Raw genomic sequence first — 15,670 nt, 5'->3', positions numbered from 1 at the left:
AGACAGGACGGAGACCAACCGGAGAGCCTGATGACCGTTTCGCCGAACGACCAGCACAAGACGGATTCGTCCGGGGTCCTGAATCTGCTGGACGACCTGATCGCCAAGGCGCGCGCCGCCGGTGCGGATGCCGCCGATGCCGTGCTGTTCGACAGCGCGTCCGTCTCCCTTTCCCATCGGCTGGGCCAGACCGAGAAGCTGGAGCGCTCCGAATCCGGCGATCTCGGCCTGCGGGTGTTCGTCGGCAAGCGGCAGGCCATCGTCTCCTCCACCGACCGCAGCGGCAAGGCGCTGGAGGAACTGGTCGAACGCGCCATCGCGATGGCCCGCGTGGTGCCGGAGGACGGCTTCGCCGGCATCGCCGATCCGGAGCAGCTGGCCCGCAGCTGGCCCGACCTCGACATCTGCGACAGCGAGGAACCGTCGGCGGAAACGCTGATCGAGCGCGCCCGCATCGCCGAAGAGGCGGCGCTGGCGGTCCAGGGCGTCACCAACTCCGAAGGGGGCGACGCCGGCTGGAGCCGTTCGACCATCGCGATCGCCGCCTCCAACGGCTTTGCCGGCAGCTATGGTGTGTCGCGCCAGTCGCTGTCGGCCTCCGTCCTGGCCGGGACCGGCACGGGGATGGAGCGCGACTATGATTACGACAGCAAGGTCTATGGCGCCGACCTGCGCGATCCCGCAGACATCGGGCGGGAGGCCGGCGAGCGTGCCGTCCGCCGCCTGAACCCGCGCCGGGTGAAGAGCTGCAAAGTGCCGGTGTTCTTCGACCCGCGGGTGTCGCGCGGCCTGCTCGGCCATCTGACCGGCGCCATCAGCGGCCCCAGCATCGCCCGCGGAACCAGCTTCCTGAAGGACAAGATGGGGCAGCGGATCTTCGCGCCTTCCATCACCATCGTCGACGACCCGCATGTGAAGCGCGGCCTGCGCTCCCGTCCCTTCGATGCGGAGGGCGTCGAAGTGTCGCGCCGAACGATCATCGAGGACGGCGTGCTGACGACGTGGCTGCTCGACCTGCGCTCCGCCCGGCAGCTCGGCCTGCAGACCACCGGCCATGCCGCCCGCGGCACCTCCGGCCCGCCCGGCCCGGCCCCGGCCAACGTCTATATGGCTGCCGGTAAGCGCAGCCGCGCCGACATGCTGGCGGAGATCAAGGATGGCTTCTACGTCACCGACCTGATGGGCATGGGCGTCAACGGCGTCACCGGCGATTACAGCCGCGGCGCCGGCGGCTTCTGGATCGAGAACGGCCAGATCACCTATCCGGTCAACGAGATCACCATTGCCGGCAACCTCAAGGACATGTTCCTGAACATGGAAGCCGCCGACGACCTGGAACTGCGCTTCGGCATGGATGCGCCGACCGTGCGCATCGACGGCATGACCATCGCCGGGATGTGAATCGCTTAGGGCCGAGGCGTCTCCGCCCACCTCTTCATCATTTGGCATCGTTCTTGCGCAGACAGCGGGCAACCCAAAGCGGGTTCGCCCGCTTTTTGTGCTGCATTTCCGCCACTCTGCCTGTCCAAACGTCAGCTAGGCCCTTGCGCATAAATGCCTGATCTGTTAGCAATCTGCCGCTTTTTTGGGCGAAATGCTGAAGGTTTGTGCAAATGGATGCGGCAAAGACGGGTGGCGACGTCCTTTTCGTGCTGATGGGCGCGGTGATGGTGCTGGCGATGCATTGCGGCTTCGCCCTGCTGGAGGTCGGGACGGTCCGGCGCAAGAATCAGGTCAACGCGCTGGTGAAGATCCTGTCGGACTTCGCCATGTCGACCATCGCCTATTTCTTCGTCGGCTATGCGGTCGCCTACGGCGTCGATTTCTTCGCCGATGCCCATACGCTGGTCGGCAAGGGTGCCGGCGGCTTCGCGGCCTATGGCTACGACCTCGTGAAGTTCTTCTTCCTGGCGACCTTCGCCGCCGCGGTGCCGGCCATCGTGTCGGGCGGCATCGCCGAGCGCGCCAAGTTCTGGCCGCAGGCCGGCGCCACCCTGGCGCTGATCGCGCTGTTCTATCCGCTGCTGGAAGGCACGGTGTGGGGCACCCGCTTCGGCCTGCAGAGCTGGATGGCGGCGACCTTCGGCCAGCCCTTCCACGACTTCGCCGGATCGGTTGTGGTGCATGCCTTCGGCGGCTGGGTGGCGTTGGGCGCCGTGCTGAACCTCGGCAACCGCCGCGGCCGCTATCGCGCCAACGGCTCGCTGATCGCCATTCCGCCGTCGAACATTCCCTTCCTGGCGCTGGGCGCCTGGGTGCTGTGCGTGGGCTGGTTCGGCTTCAACGTGATGAGCGCGCAGGTTCTGGACGGCGTGACCGGTCTGGTGGCGCTGAATTCGCTGATGGCGATGGTCGGCGGCATCGTCACTTCGCTGGTCATCAGCCGCACCGACCCCGGCTTCGTCCACAACGGCGCGCTGGCCGGTCTGGTGGCGGTCTGCGCCGGGTCCGACGTGATGCATCCGCTGGGCGCGCTGCTCACCGGCGGCATCGCCGGCCTGCTGTTCGTCTGGGCCTTCAACAAGTGCCAGATCGACTGGAAGATCGACGACGTGCTGGGCGTCTGGCCGCTGCACGGCCTGTGCGGACTGACCGGCGGCCTGCTGGCCGGCGTCTTCGGTCAGGAAGCGCTGGGCGGGCTGGGCGGCGTGTCGATCCTCAGCCAGATCGTCGGTACGCTGGGTGGCGCCGGTTTCGGATTCGCCGCCGGTCTGGCGGTCTATGGCCTGCTGCGCGTCACCGTCGGCATCCGCCTGGACCCCGAACAGGAGTACAAGGGCGCCGACCTGTCGTTGCACCACATCACCGCGTACCCGGAAGAGGACGCGCCGACCCTGTAATGCGCCGCGCACAAGTCCGCCGTCCCTTGGCCAACTCTTGCTTTGCCGGGGCGGCGGCTTTAGTGTCCGGCGCGAACTCCTCCCCCTCACGACGCCGGATTTTGACCGCCCCATGAAGGCCGCCATCGTCGTTTTCCCCGGCTCCAACCGCGAACGCGACGCCGTCGCCGCGCTGGAGGCCGCCAGCGGAACCAAGCCGTATCTGGTCTGGCACCGCGACACCGAACTGCCCAAGGTCGACCTGATCGTCGTGCCCGGCGGCTTCTCCTATGGCGATTACCTGCGCTCCGGCGCCATGGCGGCGCATTCGCCGATCATGCGCGAGGTGAAGGCGCGGGCCGATCAGGGCGTGCGGGTGCTCGGCATCTGCAACGGCTTTCAGATCATCACCGAGGCCGGTCTGCTGCCCGGCGCGCTGATGCGCAACGGCGGGCTGAAGTTCATTTGCCGCGTCCAGCATCTGCGGGTGGAGAACACCGACAGCCCCTTCACGGCGAAATACGCCAAGGGTCAGGTTGTCCGTTTCCCGATCGCCCACGGCGACGGCAACTATTGGACCGACGCCGAAACGGTGAAGCGTCTGGACGGCGAGGGCCAGGTGGCCTTCCGCTACATCGCCGACGAGACCCGCGCCGATCCGCGCGGCAATCCCAACGGTTCGGTCACGGACATCGCCGGCATCTTCAATGCCAAGCGCACCGTGCTGGGCCTGATGCCGCACCCCGAGGACGCGGTGGAGGCCCTGCACGGCAACACCGACGGCAAGCCCATGTTCGATGGTCTGGTGGAGGCCCTGTCGTGAGCGCTGAAGCTACCAAGGCGCAGGAGCGTCCGGTCACCGCCGAACTCGCCAAGGAGTTCGGCCTGTCCGCCGAGGAATACCGGAACGCCCTGGACATCCTGGGCCGCACCCCGACCTTCACCGAACTGGGCATCATCTCGGTCATGTGGTCGGAGCATTGCTCCTACAAGTCGTCGAAGGTCTGGCTGAAGACGCTGCCGACCACCGGCCCGCAGGTGATCTGCGGCCCCGGCGAGAATGCCGGCGTGGTCGACATCGGCGACGGCGACGCCGTCATCTTCAAGATGGAGAGCCACAACCACCCGTCCTACATCGAGCCCTTCCAGGGCGCGGCGACGGGCGTCGGCGGCATCCTGCGCGACGTGTTCACCATGGGCGCCCGACCCATCGCCAACATGAACGCGCTGCGCTTCGGCTCGCCCGAGCATTCCAAGACCCGCCATCTGGTGTCGGGCGTGGTCGCCGGCATCGCCCATTACGGCAACTGCGTCGGCGTGCCGACCGTGGGCGGCGAGACCAACTTCCACCCGGCCTTCAACGGCAACATCCTGGTCAACGCCATGACCGTGGGCGTGGCCAAGACCGACAGGATCTTCTATTCGGCCGCCGCCGGCATCGGCAACCCGGTCGTCTATGTCGGCTCCAAGACCGGCCGCGACGGCATCCACGGCGCCACGATGGCGTCGGCCGAGTTCACCGAGGATTCGGAGGAGAAGCGCCCGACCGTGCAGGTCGGCGACCCCTTCACCGAGAAGCTGCTGATCGAAGCCTGCCTGGAGCTGATGGAGACCGATGCCATCGTCGCCATCCAGGACATGGGCGCCGCCGGCCTGACCTCCTCCTCGGTCGAGATGGCCGGCAAGGGCGGTCTGGGCATCGAGCTGACGCTCGACACCCTGCCGATGCGCGAAGAGGCGATGACGCCCTATGAGATCATGCTCTCCGAAAGCCAGGAGCGCATGCTGATCATCCTGAAGCCCGGCCGCGAGGAGGTGGCGAAGGCCATCTTCGACAAGTGGGAGCTGGACTTCGCCGTCATCGGCCACCTGACCGACACCGGCAACCTCGTCATCAAGATGTATGGCGAGACCTGGTGCGACATGCCGATCGCCCCGGTGTCCAACGCCGCCCCGGAATACGACCGCCCGTGGGAGCCGACGCCGAAGACTTCGGACGTCGACGACAGCGCGCTGGCCGGCTATTCCGGCGACCTGGGCGACACGCTGACCAAGCTGTTCGGCTGCCCCGATCTGGCCTCCAAGCGCTGGATCTGGGAGCAGTATGACAGCCTCGTCGGCGGCGACACCCGCTTCATGTCGGGTCAGGCCGACGCCGCGGTCGTCCGCGTGCCGGGCCAGACCAAGGCGGTCGCCATCACCACCGACTGCACCCCGCGCTACTGCCTCGCCGACCCGGTCGAGGGCGGCAAGCAGGCTGTGGCCGAGGCGTGGCGCAACCTGTCGGCGGTGGGCGCCCTGCCGCTCGCCATCACCGACAACATGAACTTCGGCAACCCAGAGAAGCCGCGGATCATGGGCCAGTTCGTCGGCGCCGTTCAGGGCATCGGCGAGGCCTGCAAGGCGCTGGACTTCCCGGTCGTGTCGGGCAACGTCTCGCTCTACAACGAGACCAACGGCGAAGCGATCCTGCCGACCCCGGCCATCGGCGGCGTCGGCATCATGCCGGATGCGATGATCGCCGTCGGCATCGCCTTCAAGAACGAGGGCGACGTCATTCTCGCCGTGGGCGACACGAAGGGCCACATCGGCCAGTCGATCTTCCTGCGCGAGATCCTCGGCCGCGAGGAGGGGGCTCCCCCGCCGGTCGATCTGGCGGTGGAGCGCCGCAACGGCGACTTCGTCCGCGGCCTGATCCGCGACGGTCTGGTGGTGTCGAGCCACGACGTGGCCGACGGCGGCCTGATCGTCACCATCGCCGAGATGGCGCTGGCCGGCGGCATCGGCGCCTATCTGACCGGCTTCGACGGTGCGTCCCCGCGCGTGCTGTTCGGCGAGGACCAGGGCCGCTACGTCCTGGCCGTCCGTCCGGACGTCGCCGCGGCGGTGCAGGAAAAGGCCAAGGCGGCCGGCGTGCCGGTCAGCGTGCTGGGCGAGACCCACGGCACCGCGCTGTCGGGCCGTGGCGGCGACATCGTCTCGCTGAAGCGCCTGCGCGATGCCAACGAGAACTGGCTGCCGGACTATATGGCTGCCGAGCTGTAAGCCGGCCGAGCAATGGTGCAATTGGCGGGGTCGCTTCCTGTGAAGCGGCCCCGTCCGTTTTTCGGTGATCATTCCTTGCCGAACGTCCACCGTCGTGTACATACCGATGGATCGCGCTAAACTCGCCGTCCAAAGGGGTTGGAACGGTGCATCGATGCGCCTGGAGGCGGGGGAATGGGGTTTTCAGTCACCTTCTGGGGGGTGCGCGGCACGATCCCCTGCCCGATGGCCTCGCATCTGGGTTTCGGCGGCAATACGTCCTGCGTCGAAGTGCAGGCGGGCAAGCAGCGGATCATCATCGATGCCGGCACAGGACTGCGGATGCTGGGCCGCAAGCTGCTGGCCGAGGGGGTGACCAGCGCGACGCTGCTGCTGAGCCATACCCATCTGGACCATATCAGCGGCTTTCCCTTCTTTGCGCCGGCCTACACCAAGGGGTTCGACCTGCGGGTGATCTCCGGCCATCTGACAGGCAGTCCCGACATCGAATCGGTGATGGCGCGCCAGATGGAACGGCCGCTGTTCCCGGTGCCGCTGCGCACCATGGGCGGCAACCTGAGCTTCCTTGAGGTGCCCCCTGGTCACAGCTTCAAGCTGGAGGGTGGGGTGCGCATCCACACCGCGGCGCTGAACCACCCCGACGGCGCCACCGGTTACCGGATCGAGTATCAGGGACGGTCGGTGGCCTATGTCACCGATACCGAGCATGTGCCGGACCATCCAGACCGCAACATCCTGAACCTTGTCGACGGCGTCGATCTGCTGCTCTACGACTCGACCTACACCGACGAGGAATGGGCGCAGCGGGTCGGCTGGGGTCATTCGACCTGGATGGAGGCGGTGCGGATCGCCCGTGCCGCCCATGTGAAGACGCTGGGCCTGTTCCACCACGATCCCGACCATGACGACGCCGCCATGGAGCGGATCGAAGCGGCGGCCAAGGCGGAATTCCCGAACTGCTTTGCCGCGCGCGAGGGAACCACCATCTCCCTCGACTGATCTTCCCTGCGCATCGGGCATTATGACCGCCACCATCCTGATTCTGTTCACCGCCACCTATCTGGGCATGGCGCTGGGGCGCTTTCCCGGCCTCAGCATCGACCGCACCGGCATCGCACTGGTCGCGGCGATCCTGCTGCTGGCGACCGGGGCGCTCGACACCACGCAGCTGGTGGCGGCGGTAGATTTCCCGACGATCTTCATCCTGCTGGGGCTGATGATCCTGTCGGCGCAATATGCCGGCAGCGGATTCTACGACTGGTGCGCGCTCCGGGTCGCACGGGCGGCGCGGTCACCCGCCCGATTGCTGGCGGTGATCGTGCTGGTCGCCGGCGGTCTGTCGGCGGTGCTGGCGAACGACGTGGTCGTCTTCGCGATGACGCCGATGCTGTGCCTGGGCCTGCAGGCCCGAAGACTGGACCCGCGGCCCTACCTGATCGCGCTCGCGGGCGCGGCCAATGCCGGATCGGCGGCCACGCTGATCGGCAACCCGCAGAACATCCTGATCGGGCAGATCGGGCATCTCGATTTCTGGCGTTTCCTGGCGGTCTGCGGCGGCCCGGCCCTGGCGGCGATGGCCATCGTCTACGGCACCGTCTGGGTCGTCTGGCGCGGGCGCTTCGGAATGCCGCAGGAGGGCGGCGAACAGGTGGCACCGGTGGCGCTCGACCGCTGGCAGCTGGGCAAGGCGGTGGCGGCGACGCTGGTGCTGCTGGTGCTGTTCACCCGCGATATCCCGCAGGAACATGCGGTGCTGCTGGTCGCCGGCGTCATGATGATCAGCCGGCGCATGGCCAGCCGCGATATGTTGGGGATGGTCGACTGGCATCTGCTGGTGCTGTTCGCGGCGCTCTTCGCCATCAACCACGCGCTGGGTCTGACCGGCATCCCGGCGACGCTGGTCGGCGACCTGCAGGCGGCGGGATGGCTGCCCGACCGGTTGGCGGTGATTCTGCCGCTGTCGCTGGTGGGCAGCAACAGCATCGGCAATGTCCCGGCGGTGATCCTGCTGCTGGCCGCCTGGCCGTCGCCGCCGGAAGGGGCGCTCTATGGTCTGGCCCTGCTGTCGACCCTGGCCGGCAACCTGCTGCTGCCGGGCAGCCTCGCCAACATCATCGTGGCGGAGCGGGCGGCGGCGGCCGGTGTCCGGCTGGGTTTCGTCGAGCATGCCCGCTGCGGCGTGCCGATGGCGCTGCTGTCGATGGCGCTGGCGGCGGTCTGGCTGTGGGCCGGCGGCTGGATGGGGCTGTGACGCGTCATCTGTGACCTGTGATCAGCGTGTGATTTTCGGGACTGCAAGCCCCTTCTGCCGGGTGCGACAAATGGGGTACTCTGTTCGCGCACCGTTGCATGTGTGCCGGGTGGGGGAGCGCTGTGGGGCTGGTCGGCCAATTCCTTGAATTTATCGAAAGTGCGCCGAACCAGTCGCTGCGATCGCTCAGCGATCGGGTGCTGCGCAAATGCCGCGATCTGACGGGGGCGGAGGCCGGCACGGTCTTCATGCTGCGCGGGCAGGGGCGGCATCGGAATCTGGAGGCGGTCAGCGCCCAGAACGACGTGATCCGTGCCAAACCGAAGCTGTTTTCCGTGCCGGTGAGCCAAGCCTCCATCGTCGGATATGTCGCGGCGACCGGCGAGACTCTGCTGCTGGAGGATGCCTACGCCATCCCGGTGGAACGGCCTTACAGCTTCAACCCCGCCTTCGACCAGCGCACCGGATTCCGCACCCGGTCCATCATGGCCTTTGCGCTGAAAGGCTTCCGTGACCGGCCGATCGGTGTGGTGCAACTGATCAACCGCCGTCCGGTGGAGGGGCCGCCGGCTTTTCTGCCGGAACATGAACAGATGATCGCTCCGGTCAACCACATCGTCGGCCGGGCGCTGGAGCGGGCGGCGACGCTGGAGCGGCTGACCGAGCGCAACCGTGCCCTGACCCGCGAGCGCCGACGCGTCGCCGAGCTTCAGGCGGAGACGGAGCGCGCCTTCATGGTGTCGGTCAATCTGCTGGCCCGCGCCGCCGAGGTGCATGACGAGGACACCGGCAACCACATCCTGCGGGTCAACGAATACTCCCACGCACTGGCGACCTGGGCCGGTTGCAGCCGCGCCTTCTGCGCCGAGATCCGCTTTTCCGCCGCCCTGCACGATGTCGGCAAGATGAGCGTCGATCAGGCGGTGCTGCACAAGAAGGGCCGGCTCGACGACCGCGAACTGGCGGAGATGCGGCGCCATCCGGTCTATGGCCACGACATCCTGGTCGCGTCGGACCGGCTGAAGATGGCCGCCGAGATCGCGCTGTACCATCACGAGCAGTGGGCCGGAACCGGCTATCCGCGTGGCTTGAAGGGGGAGGAAATCCCGCTGGCTGCCCGCATCGTCGCCATCGCCGACTGCTACGACGCGTTGCGCAGCGCCCGTCCCTACAAACCGTCATTCAGCCACGAGAAGGCGGTCGACATCCTGCTGAACGGTGACGACCGTCTGGACCCCAGGGTCCATTTCGACCCGCGCCTGCTGTCGCTGTTCGCCGGCCGCCATGCGGAGTTCGATGCGATCTGGGAGCGGTTGAAGGATCAGGAGAGCGTCACGGCCTGAGAGGCCGGCGGATCACTCCGCCGGATTGGTCGCGGCCAGCGCGCGGCGGCGGACCCAGCGGAAGCTCTTGATCCCCAGCCACAGGCCGCCGATGGCAAGGCCGGTCAGCAGCAGGATCTTCGGCCCATCCTCGCCGATGGCGGCGGCGGCTTCACCGAACAGGTAACCGGCACCGGCAAAGCTCCAGGCCCAGATGCCGGCGGCGATGAAGTTCCAGAACAGGAAGCGCGACCACGGCATGCCGGAGGTGCCGATGGCGACGGATGCGATGTTGCGCACGCCATAGAGGAAGCGGAAGACCAGAATGAAGGCGACGCCGTACCTCTCCAGCCAGTTCAGGACCCGGCAGGCATGGGCATCGGCTGACGGAAAGCGGGCCAGTGCCTTCTTGCCCCAGCGGCGGCCCAGCCAGAACCACACCTGATCGCCCATGAAGCTGCCGACCCACACCGAACCGACCAGCCAATAGAGATTGACGATGCCAAGTTTGGCGCCCATCCCGCCGAAGATTACAAATGTTTCACCTTCAAAAAAGGCCCAGATAAAGGCCATCGGGTAAAAGGCGTTCCCCCATTCCTGCAACCAAGTGATCCAGTCCAAAGCCCCCTCCGGGAGACGTCGCTTGTGGGTTCGGCGGGCCCGGTGGCGCTTTGTAACCGCTATATTGTGCGATGCGGCATGTAGAGCGTGGGCTGGGACGGATCATGACATAAAGCCGCGCCGTTTGTCTCGGAAACTTTATTGACTAAGGGGCTGCCCCAACGGCGGGATGTGGCTCAGAAATCGTCGCCGGACAACTCGCCGACGGCCTGCCGGGCGGCGCGCAGAAGGGCGGGGTTGGGTTCCATCGGCACATCCCCATCCTCGCCATCGGCACCGCCGCGGTCGGGGACGGCGCGGCGCTTCAGTTCGCGCGCCGCCTCGATCAGCAGATGGGCCAGCCGCTGGTCGGGCAGCGCCTGCACCAGCGCCCGAAGCTCTGGATTGGACAGTGCGGCCGGATCGAAGGCCGGCGGCGGCGGTGGAGGGGCGGGAGGGGCGAGCGGCAGGGTGGCGACAGCGGCCGCCATCGCCGCCGCCTTCGTCGCAACCCTGGGCAAGGGGGCGGCCTCCCGCACCACATCGACCGCGACCTGGGCGGCCATCGTCGAAGACGCGGCGGTCGTCGCGGCAGCCCGGGACCGGCGCGGCTTGCGCGCCGGTTCGGTCTCCGGCAGATCGTCGAACAGAAGCCGTTGGACGCTCATCGCTGCGGTTGCCCCCTGCGCTCCGCCAATATCGCCGGCGCTTCGCGCGCAGGCCATTCCCTGTTCACCCGCGGTTTGCGGTGTGTTCTCTTTTCATTCTAGGAAGAGCGCTGGGTTTGTCGAGCGGATTCTGCCGGCTATGTCCGAGGGGCATGGAGAAGAGCCAGCGCCTCCAGGAAGCGTTCGGGCCGCAGCACCCGCGTTTCGGCGGCGCGGCGCACCGACAGAAGCTGGCGGTCGACCGTCACCAGCCAGGGCACCGATCCGCCCACCGCCGCCGCCAGGAACATGTCGTCCTCCGGATCGCGGCACAGGCGCCCGACCGCGGCGGGGGCAACCAGCGTCATCTCCCCGCTGATGCGATCCAGGAAGGCGCGGCGATCCGCCGCGGGGGTGTAGCGGTCGAAGGTCGGGCGCATCAGCACCTCCTCCAGTTCCGCCAGCGTTTCGGTGCTGCCGACGAGGCCCCGGTCGGCGCGCACCCGCTCAACGCAGCGGCGGATCGCGTCGTGCCGGCGTGCAGCGGCATCGCCAAGCAGCGCATAGGCGACCAGGATGTTGGTGTCGAGCACGGCCCGGATCGGCGTCGGCGCCGAAGGGCGAACCGCGTCGGGGTCGGTGTTGTCGCGGCTGAGCATTGATATATTGCTGGACCATCGCGGTTGAAGTTGTCGGGGCCAGTGCGAAGCGTCTGTTGTGGGCAGGGGCGCTTTGCGGTAAGAAGCCCGCAAGGTGTGAACGGAACCTTTAGGACGGAAGTATCGGCATGACCAGCATCCTCGTCGTCGACGACAGCCGACTTGCGCGCAACATGGTCTCCAGCGTCATCGCCTCTCTGCGGCCTGACTGGACCATCGTCACCGCGGCCAGCGGCGAAGAGGGGCTGGAGATCGTCGGAGAGGTGCCGCCGGTCGCCGCCATCGTCGATTACAACATGCCGGGCATGGACGGGCTGCAGCTGGCCGAGCGACTGAAGGAGCGTTTCATCGGCCTGCCCATCGGCCTGCTGACCGCCAACGTCCAGGACGCGCTGAAGCGCAAGGCCGAGGCGCTGGGCGTCCGCTTCATCGCCAAGCCGATCACCTCGGACAAGATCCGCGAGTTTCTCGCCGCGGCCGGGCAGTGACGCCGATGGCCGACTCCACATCATCCGGCCCGGCATCGGAAGACCCGCTCCGCCTCGACGCCGACGAGGCCGACGCCATCGCAGAGCTGTTCAACATCGGCATGGGCGAACCGGCCGCCGCGCTCAGCTCCATGCTGGGCGAGGAGGTGCATCTGTCGGTGCCGTCCTTCGCGGTGTCGACCCGCGCCCGCATCACCAGCGAGGTGGGCGGCGAATTGGAGGGCGATCAGCCGGTCTGCGCCGTGCGCGGCGCCTTCACCGGCCCCTTCACCGGCGAAGCGATGCTGATCTTCCCCGAACGCGGCACGCTGGCCCTGGTCGGCCGCCTCGTCCCCGTCGATCCCGCCGCCAAGGCGCCGGGCGAGATGGAGCAGGATGCGCTGACCGAGATCGGCAACATCATCCTGAACGGCTGCCTCGCCAGTCTGTCCAACCTGATCGGCGGTGAGCTGTCGGGTGCGGTTCCGGGCTATGGCACCGGCGCGCCGTCGGCGGTCATCGGGTCCGCCACCGACCCGGTGCTGTTCGTGCGCATCGACATGGCGCTGGCCGCCGGCGATGCCAGCGGGCATGCGCTGTTCCTGCTGGACATCGCCTCGCTGGACGCCTTCCGCGAAGCGATCCGGCGGGCTTTGGCGGGGTTGTGAGGGTGCGGGGTTAGACCCCCACCTATCCTCCCCCGCTGGGCGGGGGAGGGACTGCCGCTGCTTTTCCGAACAAGCCCTTATCCCCTCCCCCGCCCAGCGGGGGAGGGTTAGGGTGGGGGTCTAACGCCCCACCCCCAAGCCTCACCCTTCGATCTTCGAGAAGTCGGCCACCGCGTTCAGCGTGGTGCGGATCTGCGTCAGCAGGCGCAGGCGGTTGGCGCGCAGGTCCTTGTCCTCCGCGTTCACCGTGACCTTGTCGAAGAAGGCATCCACCGGGCCGCGCAGCTTCGCCAGCGCCGCCATGGTGCCGGTGAAGTCCTCCGCGTCCAGAAGCGGCTTGGCGGTGGCCGAGGCCTCGTTCAGCGCGGCGAACAGCGCCTTTTCCTCGTCCTGGGCCAGACGGTCGGCGTCGACCGGCTGGTCGAAGCTGGCGCCGTCCTTCTTCTCCTCGATGCGGACGATGTTGGAGGCGCGCTTGTAGGCCGCTGCCAGGTTGGCGCCCTCCTCGGAGCCGACGAAGGCCTGCAGAGCCTTCACGCGGGCCAGCAGCCGGACCAGATCGTCCTCGCCGCCCAGTGCGAACACCGCATCCACCAGATCGTGACGCACGCCCTGCTCGCGCAGCACCACCTTCAGGCGGTCGGCGAAGAAGGACATCAGGTCGCCGCCGACGCTGCCGGCCGGGGCGAAGCCGCTGACCGTGTAGGCGCCATGGGCCGCAGCGAAAATCTCCGACAGCTTCACGCGCAGCCCGTTCTCCAGCACCAGCCGGATCACGCCCAGCGCGGCGCGGCGCAGCGCATAGGGGTCCTTCGACCCCGTCGGCTTCTCGTCGATGGCGAAGAAGCCGACCAGCGTGTCGATCTTGTCGGCCAGCGCCACCGCGACCGAAACCGGCGCGGTCGGGCAGGAGTCCGACGGACCCAGAGGCTTGTAATGGTCGGCAATCGCGTTGGCGACGTCGGCGCTCTCGCCCTGGCCCAGCGCGTAGTAACGGCCCATGATCCCCTGCACCTCGGGGAACTCGCCGACCACTTCGGTCACCAGATCGGCCTTGCAGAGCAGGGCGGCGCGGCTGGCGGCGTCGCTGTCGGCACCGATGGCGCGGGCGATCTCGGCGGCAAGCAGCTGTACGCGGGTGACCTTCTCGGCCACCGTGCCGAGCTTGGCGTGGAAGGTGATCTTCTCCAGCGCCGGGACGCGGGCTTCCAGCTTGGTCTTGCGGTCCTGGTCCCAGAAGAACTTGGCGTCGGACAGGCGGGCGCGCAGAACGCGCTCGTTGCCGGCGACCACGGCCTTGCCGCCGTCCAGCGTCTCGGTGTTCGCCACGACGATGAAGCGCGGGGCCATCCGGCCCTCGGCGTCCAGCACGGCGAAATACTTCTGATGGGTGCGCATGGAGGTGATGAGGACCTCCGACGGCACGTCCATGAAGCTCTCGTCGATGCCGCCCATCAGCACGACCGGCCATTCAACGAGGCCGGCGACCTCCTCCAGCAGGGCGTCGTCGGGCGACAGGGTCAGGCCCTGGGCGGCGGCCAGCGCCTCGGCATCGGCCTTGATCTTGGCCTTGCGCTCCTCGCGGTCCAGCACGACCTTGGCGGCGCGCAGCTTCTCCTTGTAGTCGGCGAAGCTCTCCACCGTGAAGGCGTCGGGCGCCAGGAAACGGTGGCCGCGGGTGACGTTGCCGAAGGCGACGCGGCCCTGGGTGCCGCCGATGTCATAGCCGCCGTCGAGCACGCGGCCGCCGAACAGCGCGATGATCGAGTGCAGCGGGCGGACCCAGCGCACGGTGCCGGTGCCCCAGCGCATCGACTTCGGCCAGGGCAGCTCGGCCATGGCGGCGGGGATGATCTCCGCCAGCACCCCGGCGGTCTCGCGGCCCTTCTTTTCGGTCACCGCGAAATAGAAGACGCCCTTGCCGGTGTCGCGCTGCTCGCACTGGTCGAGGCTGTCGAGGCCGGCCGACTTCAGGAAGCCGGCGACCGCCTGCTCCGGCGAGCCGACGCGCGGACCCTTCTTCTCCTCGCGCACGTCGGCGGTGCGCTCCGGCAGCCCGTCGACCACCAGGGCCAGACGGCGCGGGGTGGAATGCGCTTCGGCCTTGGCGAAGGTCAGGCCGTTCGCCGCCAGCTTGTCGGTGACGAGGCGCTTCAGGTCGTCGGCGGCCCGCGCCTGCATGCGGGCGGGGATTTCTTCGGAAAAGAATTCGATCAGGAGTTCGGTCATTGGATTACTTCGCCCCCGTCCAGACTTCACAGCAGGCCTTGGCCAGCGTGCGCACGCGGCCGATATAGGCGGCGCGCTCGACAACGCTGATCACGCCGCGGGCGTCCAGCAGGTTGAACAGATGCGACGCCTTGATGCACTGGTCATAGGCGGGCAGCGCAAGGTTCTGCGCGACCAGCGCCTGGCACTCGGCCTCGGCGTCCTTGAAATGCTGGAGCAGCATGTCGGTGTTGGCGAACTCGAAATTGTGCTTCGAATATTCGACCTCGGCGCGCTTGAACACGTCGCCGTACTTCACGCCCTGGCCGTTGAAGTCCAGGTCGTAGACATTCTCCACGCCCTGCACATACATGGCGAGGCGCTCCAGCCCATAGGTCAGCTCGACCGCGACGGGGTCGCATTCGATGCCGCCGACCTGCTGGAAATAGGTGTACTGCGTCACTTCCATGCCGTCGCACCACACTTCCCAGCCCAGGCCCCAGGCGCCCAGCGTCGGGCTTTCCCAGTCGTCCTCGACGAAGCGGATGTCGTGCAGCGCCGGGTCGATTCCGATGGCGCGCAGGCTGTCCAGGTAAAGCTCCTGCGCGTTGGCCGGCGAGGGCTTCATGATGACCTGGTACTGGTAGTAATGCTGCAGGCGGTTCGGGTTCTCGCCATAACGGCCGTCCTTCGGCCGGCGCGACGGCTGCACATAGGCCGCCTTCCAGGCATCCGGACCCAGCGCGCGCAGCGTGGTCGCCGGGTGGAAGGTGCCGGCGCCGACCTCCATGTCGTAGGGCTGCAGGATGACGCAACCCTGCTCCGACCAGAACTGGTGGAGCTTGAGGATCAGGGCCTGGAACGACAGGCCGCGGCGGTCGGCGGAGTTTCCGCCGTCGGAAGTCCCGATCTGGGAGGCCATGGACGGTCCACAATAGAAATGTTGAAAACGCGCCGCACGATAGGCGGGTGGGACCGTCAAAT

14 protein-coding genes are annotated in these 15,670 nt (G+C 67.6%); 9 read left to right on the top strand and 5 right to left on the bottom strand.

Going from position 1 to position 15,670, the window contains the following annotated elements:
- Positions 1–30 precede the first annotated feature (30 nt).
- The 7 genes from PWS46_RS10200 (at position 31) to PWS46_RS10170 (ending at position 9,458) form a co-directional block, all read left to right on the top strand.
- Positions 31–1,401: a TldD/PmbA family protein gene (locus tag PWS46_RS10200; protein WP_434614536.1), complete on the top strand. Its 1,371-nt coding sequence runs from the start codon at positions 31–33 to the stop codon at positions 1,399–1,401.
- Positions 1,402–1,613: 212 nt separating this feature from the next.
- The gene (locus PWS46_RS10195) at positions 1,614–2,840 is read left to right on the top strand and encodes an ammonium transporter (RefSeq protein ID WP_434614533.1); all 1,227 of its coding nucleotides are present in this window, start codon (positions 1,614–1,616) and stop codon (positions 2,838–2,840) included.
- Positions 2,841–2,952: 112 nt separating this feature from the next.
- Complete coding sequence (gene purQ, locus PWS46_RS10190) at positions 2,953–3,642, top strand: phosphoribosylformylglycinamidine synthase subunit PurQ (protein WP_434614530.1); 690 nt, start codon at positions 2,953–2,955, stop codon at positions 3,640–3,642.
- Positions 3,639–5,864, top strand: coding sequence for a phosphoribosylformylglycinamidine synthase subunit PurL (gene purL, locus PWS46_RS10185; protein ID WP_434614527.1), 2,226 nt, complete (start codon positions 3,639–3,641; stop codon positions 5,862–5,864). The genes purQ and purL overlap by 4 nt, the downstream gene beginning before the upstream one ends.
- 174 nt (positions 5,865–6,038) lie before the next feature.
- Positions 6,039–6,863 (top strand): MBL fold metallo-hydrolase, encoded by an 825-nt coding sequence (locus PWS46_RS10180; RefSeq protein WP_434614524.1) that lies wholly within the window; start codon positions 6,039–6,041, stop codon positions 6,861–6,863.
- Between the two features lie 22 nt (positions 6,864–6,885).
- Positions 6,886–8,115, top strand: coding sequence for an SLC13 family permease (locus PWS46_RS10175; RefSeq protein ID WP_434614521.1), 1,230 nt, complete (start codon positions 6,886–6,888; stop codon positions 8,113–8,115).
- A gap of 98 nt (positions 8,116–8,213) precedes the next feature.
- Positions 8,214–9,458: an HD-GYP domain-containing protein gene (locus tag PWS46_RS10170; protein ID WP_434614519.1), complete on the top strand. Its 1,245-nt coding sequence runs from the start codon at positions 8,214–8,216 to the stop codon at positions 9,456–9,458.
- A gap of 12 nt (positions 9,459–9,470) precedes the next feature.
- Here the strand turns inward: PWS46_RS10170 and PWS46_RS10165 are convergent, their stop codons facing one another.
- The 3 genes from PWS46_RS10165 to PWS46_RS10155 form a co-directional block, all read right to left on the bottom strand.
- Positions 9,471–10,010, bottom strand: coding sequence for a DedA family protein (locus tag PWS46_RS10165; protein WP_434614516.1), 540 nt, complete (start codon positions 10,008–10,010; stop codon positions 9,471–9,473).
- Positions 10,011–10,234: 224 nt separating this feature from the next.
- Positions 10,235–10,705 (bottom strand): hypothetical protein, encoded by a 471-nt coding sequence (locus PWS46_RS10160; RefSeq protein WP_434614514.1) that lies wholly within the window; start codon positions 10,703–10,705, stop codon positions 10,235–10,237.
- A gap of 137 nt (positions 10,706–10,842) precedes the next feature.
- On the bottom strand, positions 10,843–11,343 hold the full coding sequence (locus PWS46_RS10155) for a putative toxin-antitoxin system toxin component, PIN family (RefSeq protein WP_434614511.1): 501 nt from the start codon (positions 11,341–11,343) through the stop codon (positions 10,843–10,845).
- A 128-nt stretch (positions 11,344–11,471) separates the two neighbouring features.
- On the opposite strand from PWS46_RS10155, the gene PWS46_RS10150 reads away from it, so the two are divergent.
- Positions 11,472–11,831 (top strand): response regulator, encoded by a 360-nt coding sequence (locus PWS46_RS10150; RefSeq protein WP_085090053.1) that lies wholly within the window; start codon positions 11,472–11,474, stop codon positions 11,829–11,831.
- Between the two features lie 5 nt (positions 11,832–11,836).
- Positions 11,837–12,478 (top strand): chemotaxis protein, encoded by a 642-nt coding sequence (locus PWS46_RS10145; protein WP_434614508.1) that lies wholly within the window; start codon positions 11,837–11,839, stop codon positions 12,476–12,478.
- A gap of 141 nt (positions 12,479–12,619) precedes the next feature.
- On the opposite strand, the gene glyS is transcribed toward PWS46_RS10145, so the two are convergent.
- Positions 12,620–14,707, bottom strand: a complete 2,088-nt coding sequence (gene glyS / locus PWS46_RS10140; RefSeq protein WP_434614505.1) for a glycine--tRNA ligase subunit beta — start codon at positions 14,705–14,707, stop codon at positions 12,620–12,622.
- Positions 14,708–14,711: 4 nt separating this feature from the next.
- Positions 14,712–15,608 (bottom strand): glycine--tRNA ligase subunit alpha, encoded by an 897-nt coding sequence (locus PWS46_RS10135; protein ID WP_014248542.1) that lies wholly within the window; start codon positions 15,606–15,608, stop codon positions 14,712–14,714.
- Positions 15,609–15,670 lie beyond the last annotated feature (62 nt).

This window comes from Azospirillum sp. B2RO_4 (genome assembly GCF_051124815.1).
In the GTDB taxonomy this organism is placed as follows: Bacteria; Pseudomonadota; Alphaproteobacteria; order Azospirillales; family Azospirillaceae; genus Azospirillum.
This window is presented reverse-complemented; position numbering and strand designations above follow the sequence as displayed.

Excerpts from the sequence above, each read along its gene's own strand:
- PWS46_RS10200 (WP_434614536.1), top strand. The coding sequence starts at position 31 with ATGACCGTTTCGCCGAACGACCAGCACAAGACGGATTCGTCCGGGGTC.
- PWS46_RS10195 (WP_434614533.1), top strand. The coding sequence starts at position 1,614 with ATGGATGCGGCAAAGACGGGTGGCGACGTCCTTTTCGTGCTGATGGGC.
- purQ (WP_434614530.1), top strand. The coding sequence starts at position 2,953 with ATGAAGGCCGCCATCGTCGTTTTCCCCGGCTCCAACCGCGAACGCGAC.
- PWS46_RS10180 (WP_434614524.1), top strand. The coding sequence starts at position 6,039 with ATGGGGTTTTCAGTCACCTTCTGGGGGGTGCGCGGCACGATCCCCTGC.
- PWS46_RS10175 (WP_434614521.1), top strand. The coding sequence starts at position 6,886 with ATGACCGCCACCATCCTGATTCTGTTCACCGCCACCTATCTGGGCATG.
- PWS46_RS10170 (WP_434614519.1), top strand. The coding sequence starts at position 8,214 with ATGTGTGCCGGGTGGGGGAGCGCTGTGGGGCTGGTCGGCCAATTCCTT.
- PWS46_RS10165 (WP_434614516.1), bottom strand. The coding sequence starts at position 10,010 with ATGGCCTTTATCTGGGCCTTTTTTGAAGGTGAAACATTTGTAATCTTC.
- PWS46_RS10160 (WP_434614514.1), bottom strand. The coding sequence starts at position 10,705 with ATGAGCGTCCAACGGCTTCTGTTCGACGATCTGCCGGAGACCGAACCG.
- PWS46_RS10155 (WP_434614511.1), bottom strand. The coding sequence starts at position 11,343 with ATGCTCAGCCGCGACAACACCGACCCCGACGCGGTTCGCCCTTCGGCG.
- PWS46_RS10150 (WP_085090053.1), top strand. The coding sequence starts at position 11,472 with ATGACCAGCATCCTCGTCGTCGACGACAGCCGACTTGCGCGCAACATG.
- PWS46_RS10145 (WP_434614508.1), top strand. The coding sequence starts at position 11,837 with ATGGCCGACTCCACATCATCCGGCCCGGCATCGGAAGACCCGCTCCGC.
- glyS (WP_434614505.1), bottom strand. The coding sequence starts at position 14,707 with ATGACCGAACTCCTGATCGAATTCTTTTCCGAAGAAATCCCCGCCCGC.
- PWS46_RS10135 (WP_014248542.1), bottom strand. The coding sequence starts at position 15,608 with ATGGCCTCCCAGATCGGGACTTCCGACGGCGGAAACTCCGCCGACCGC.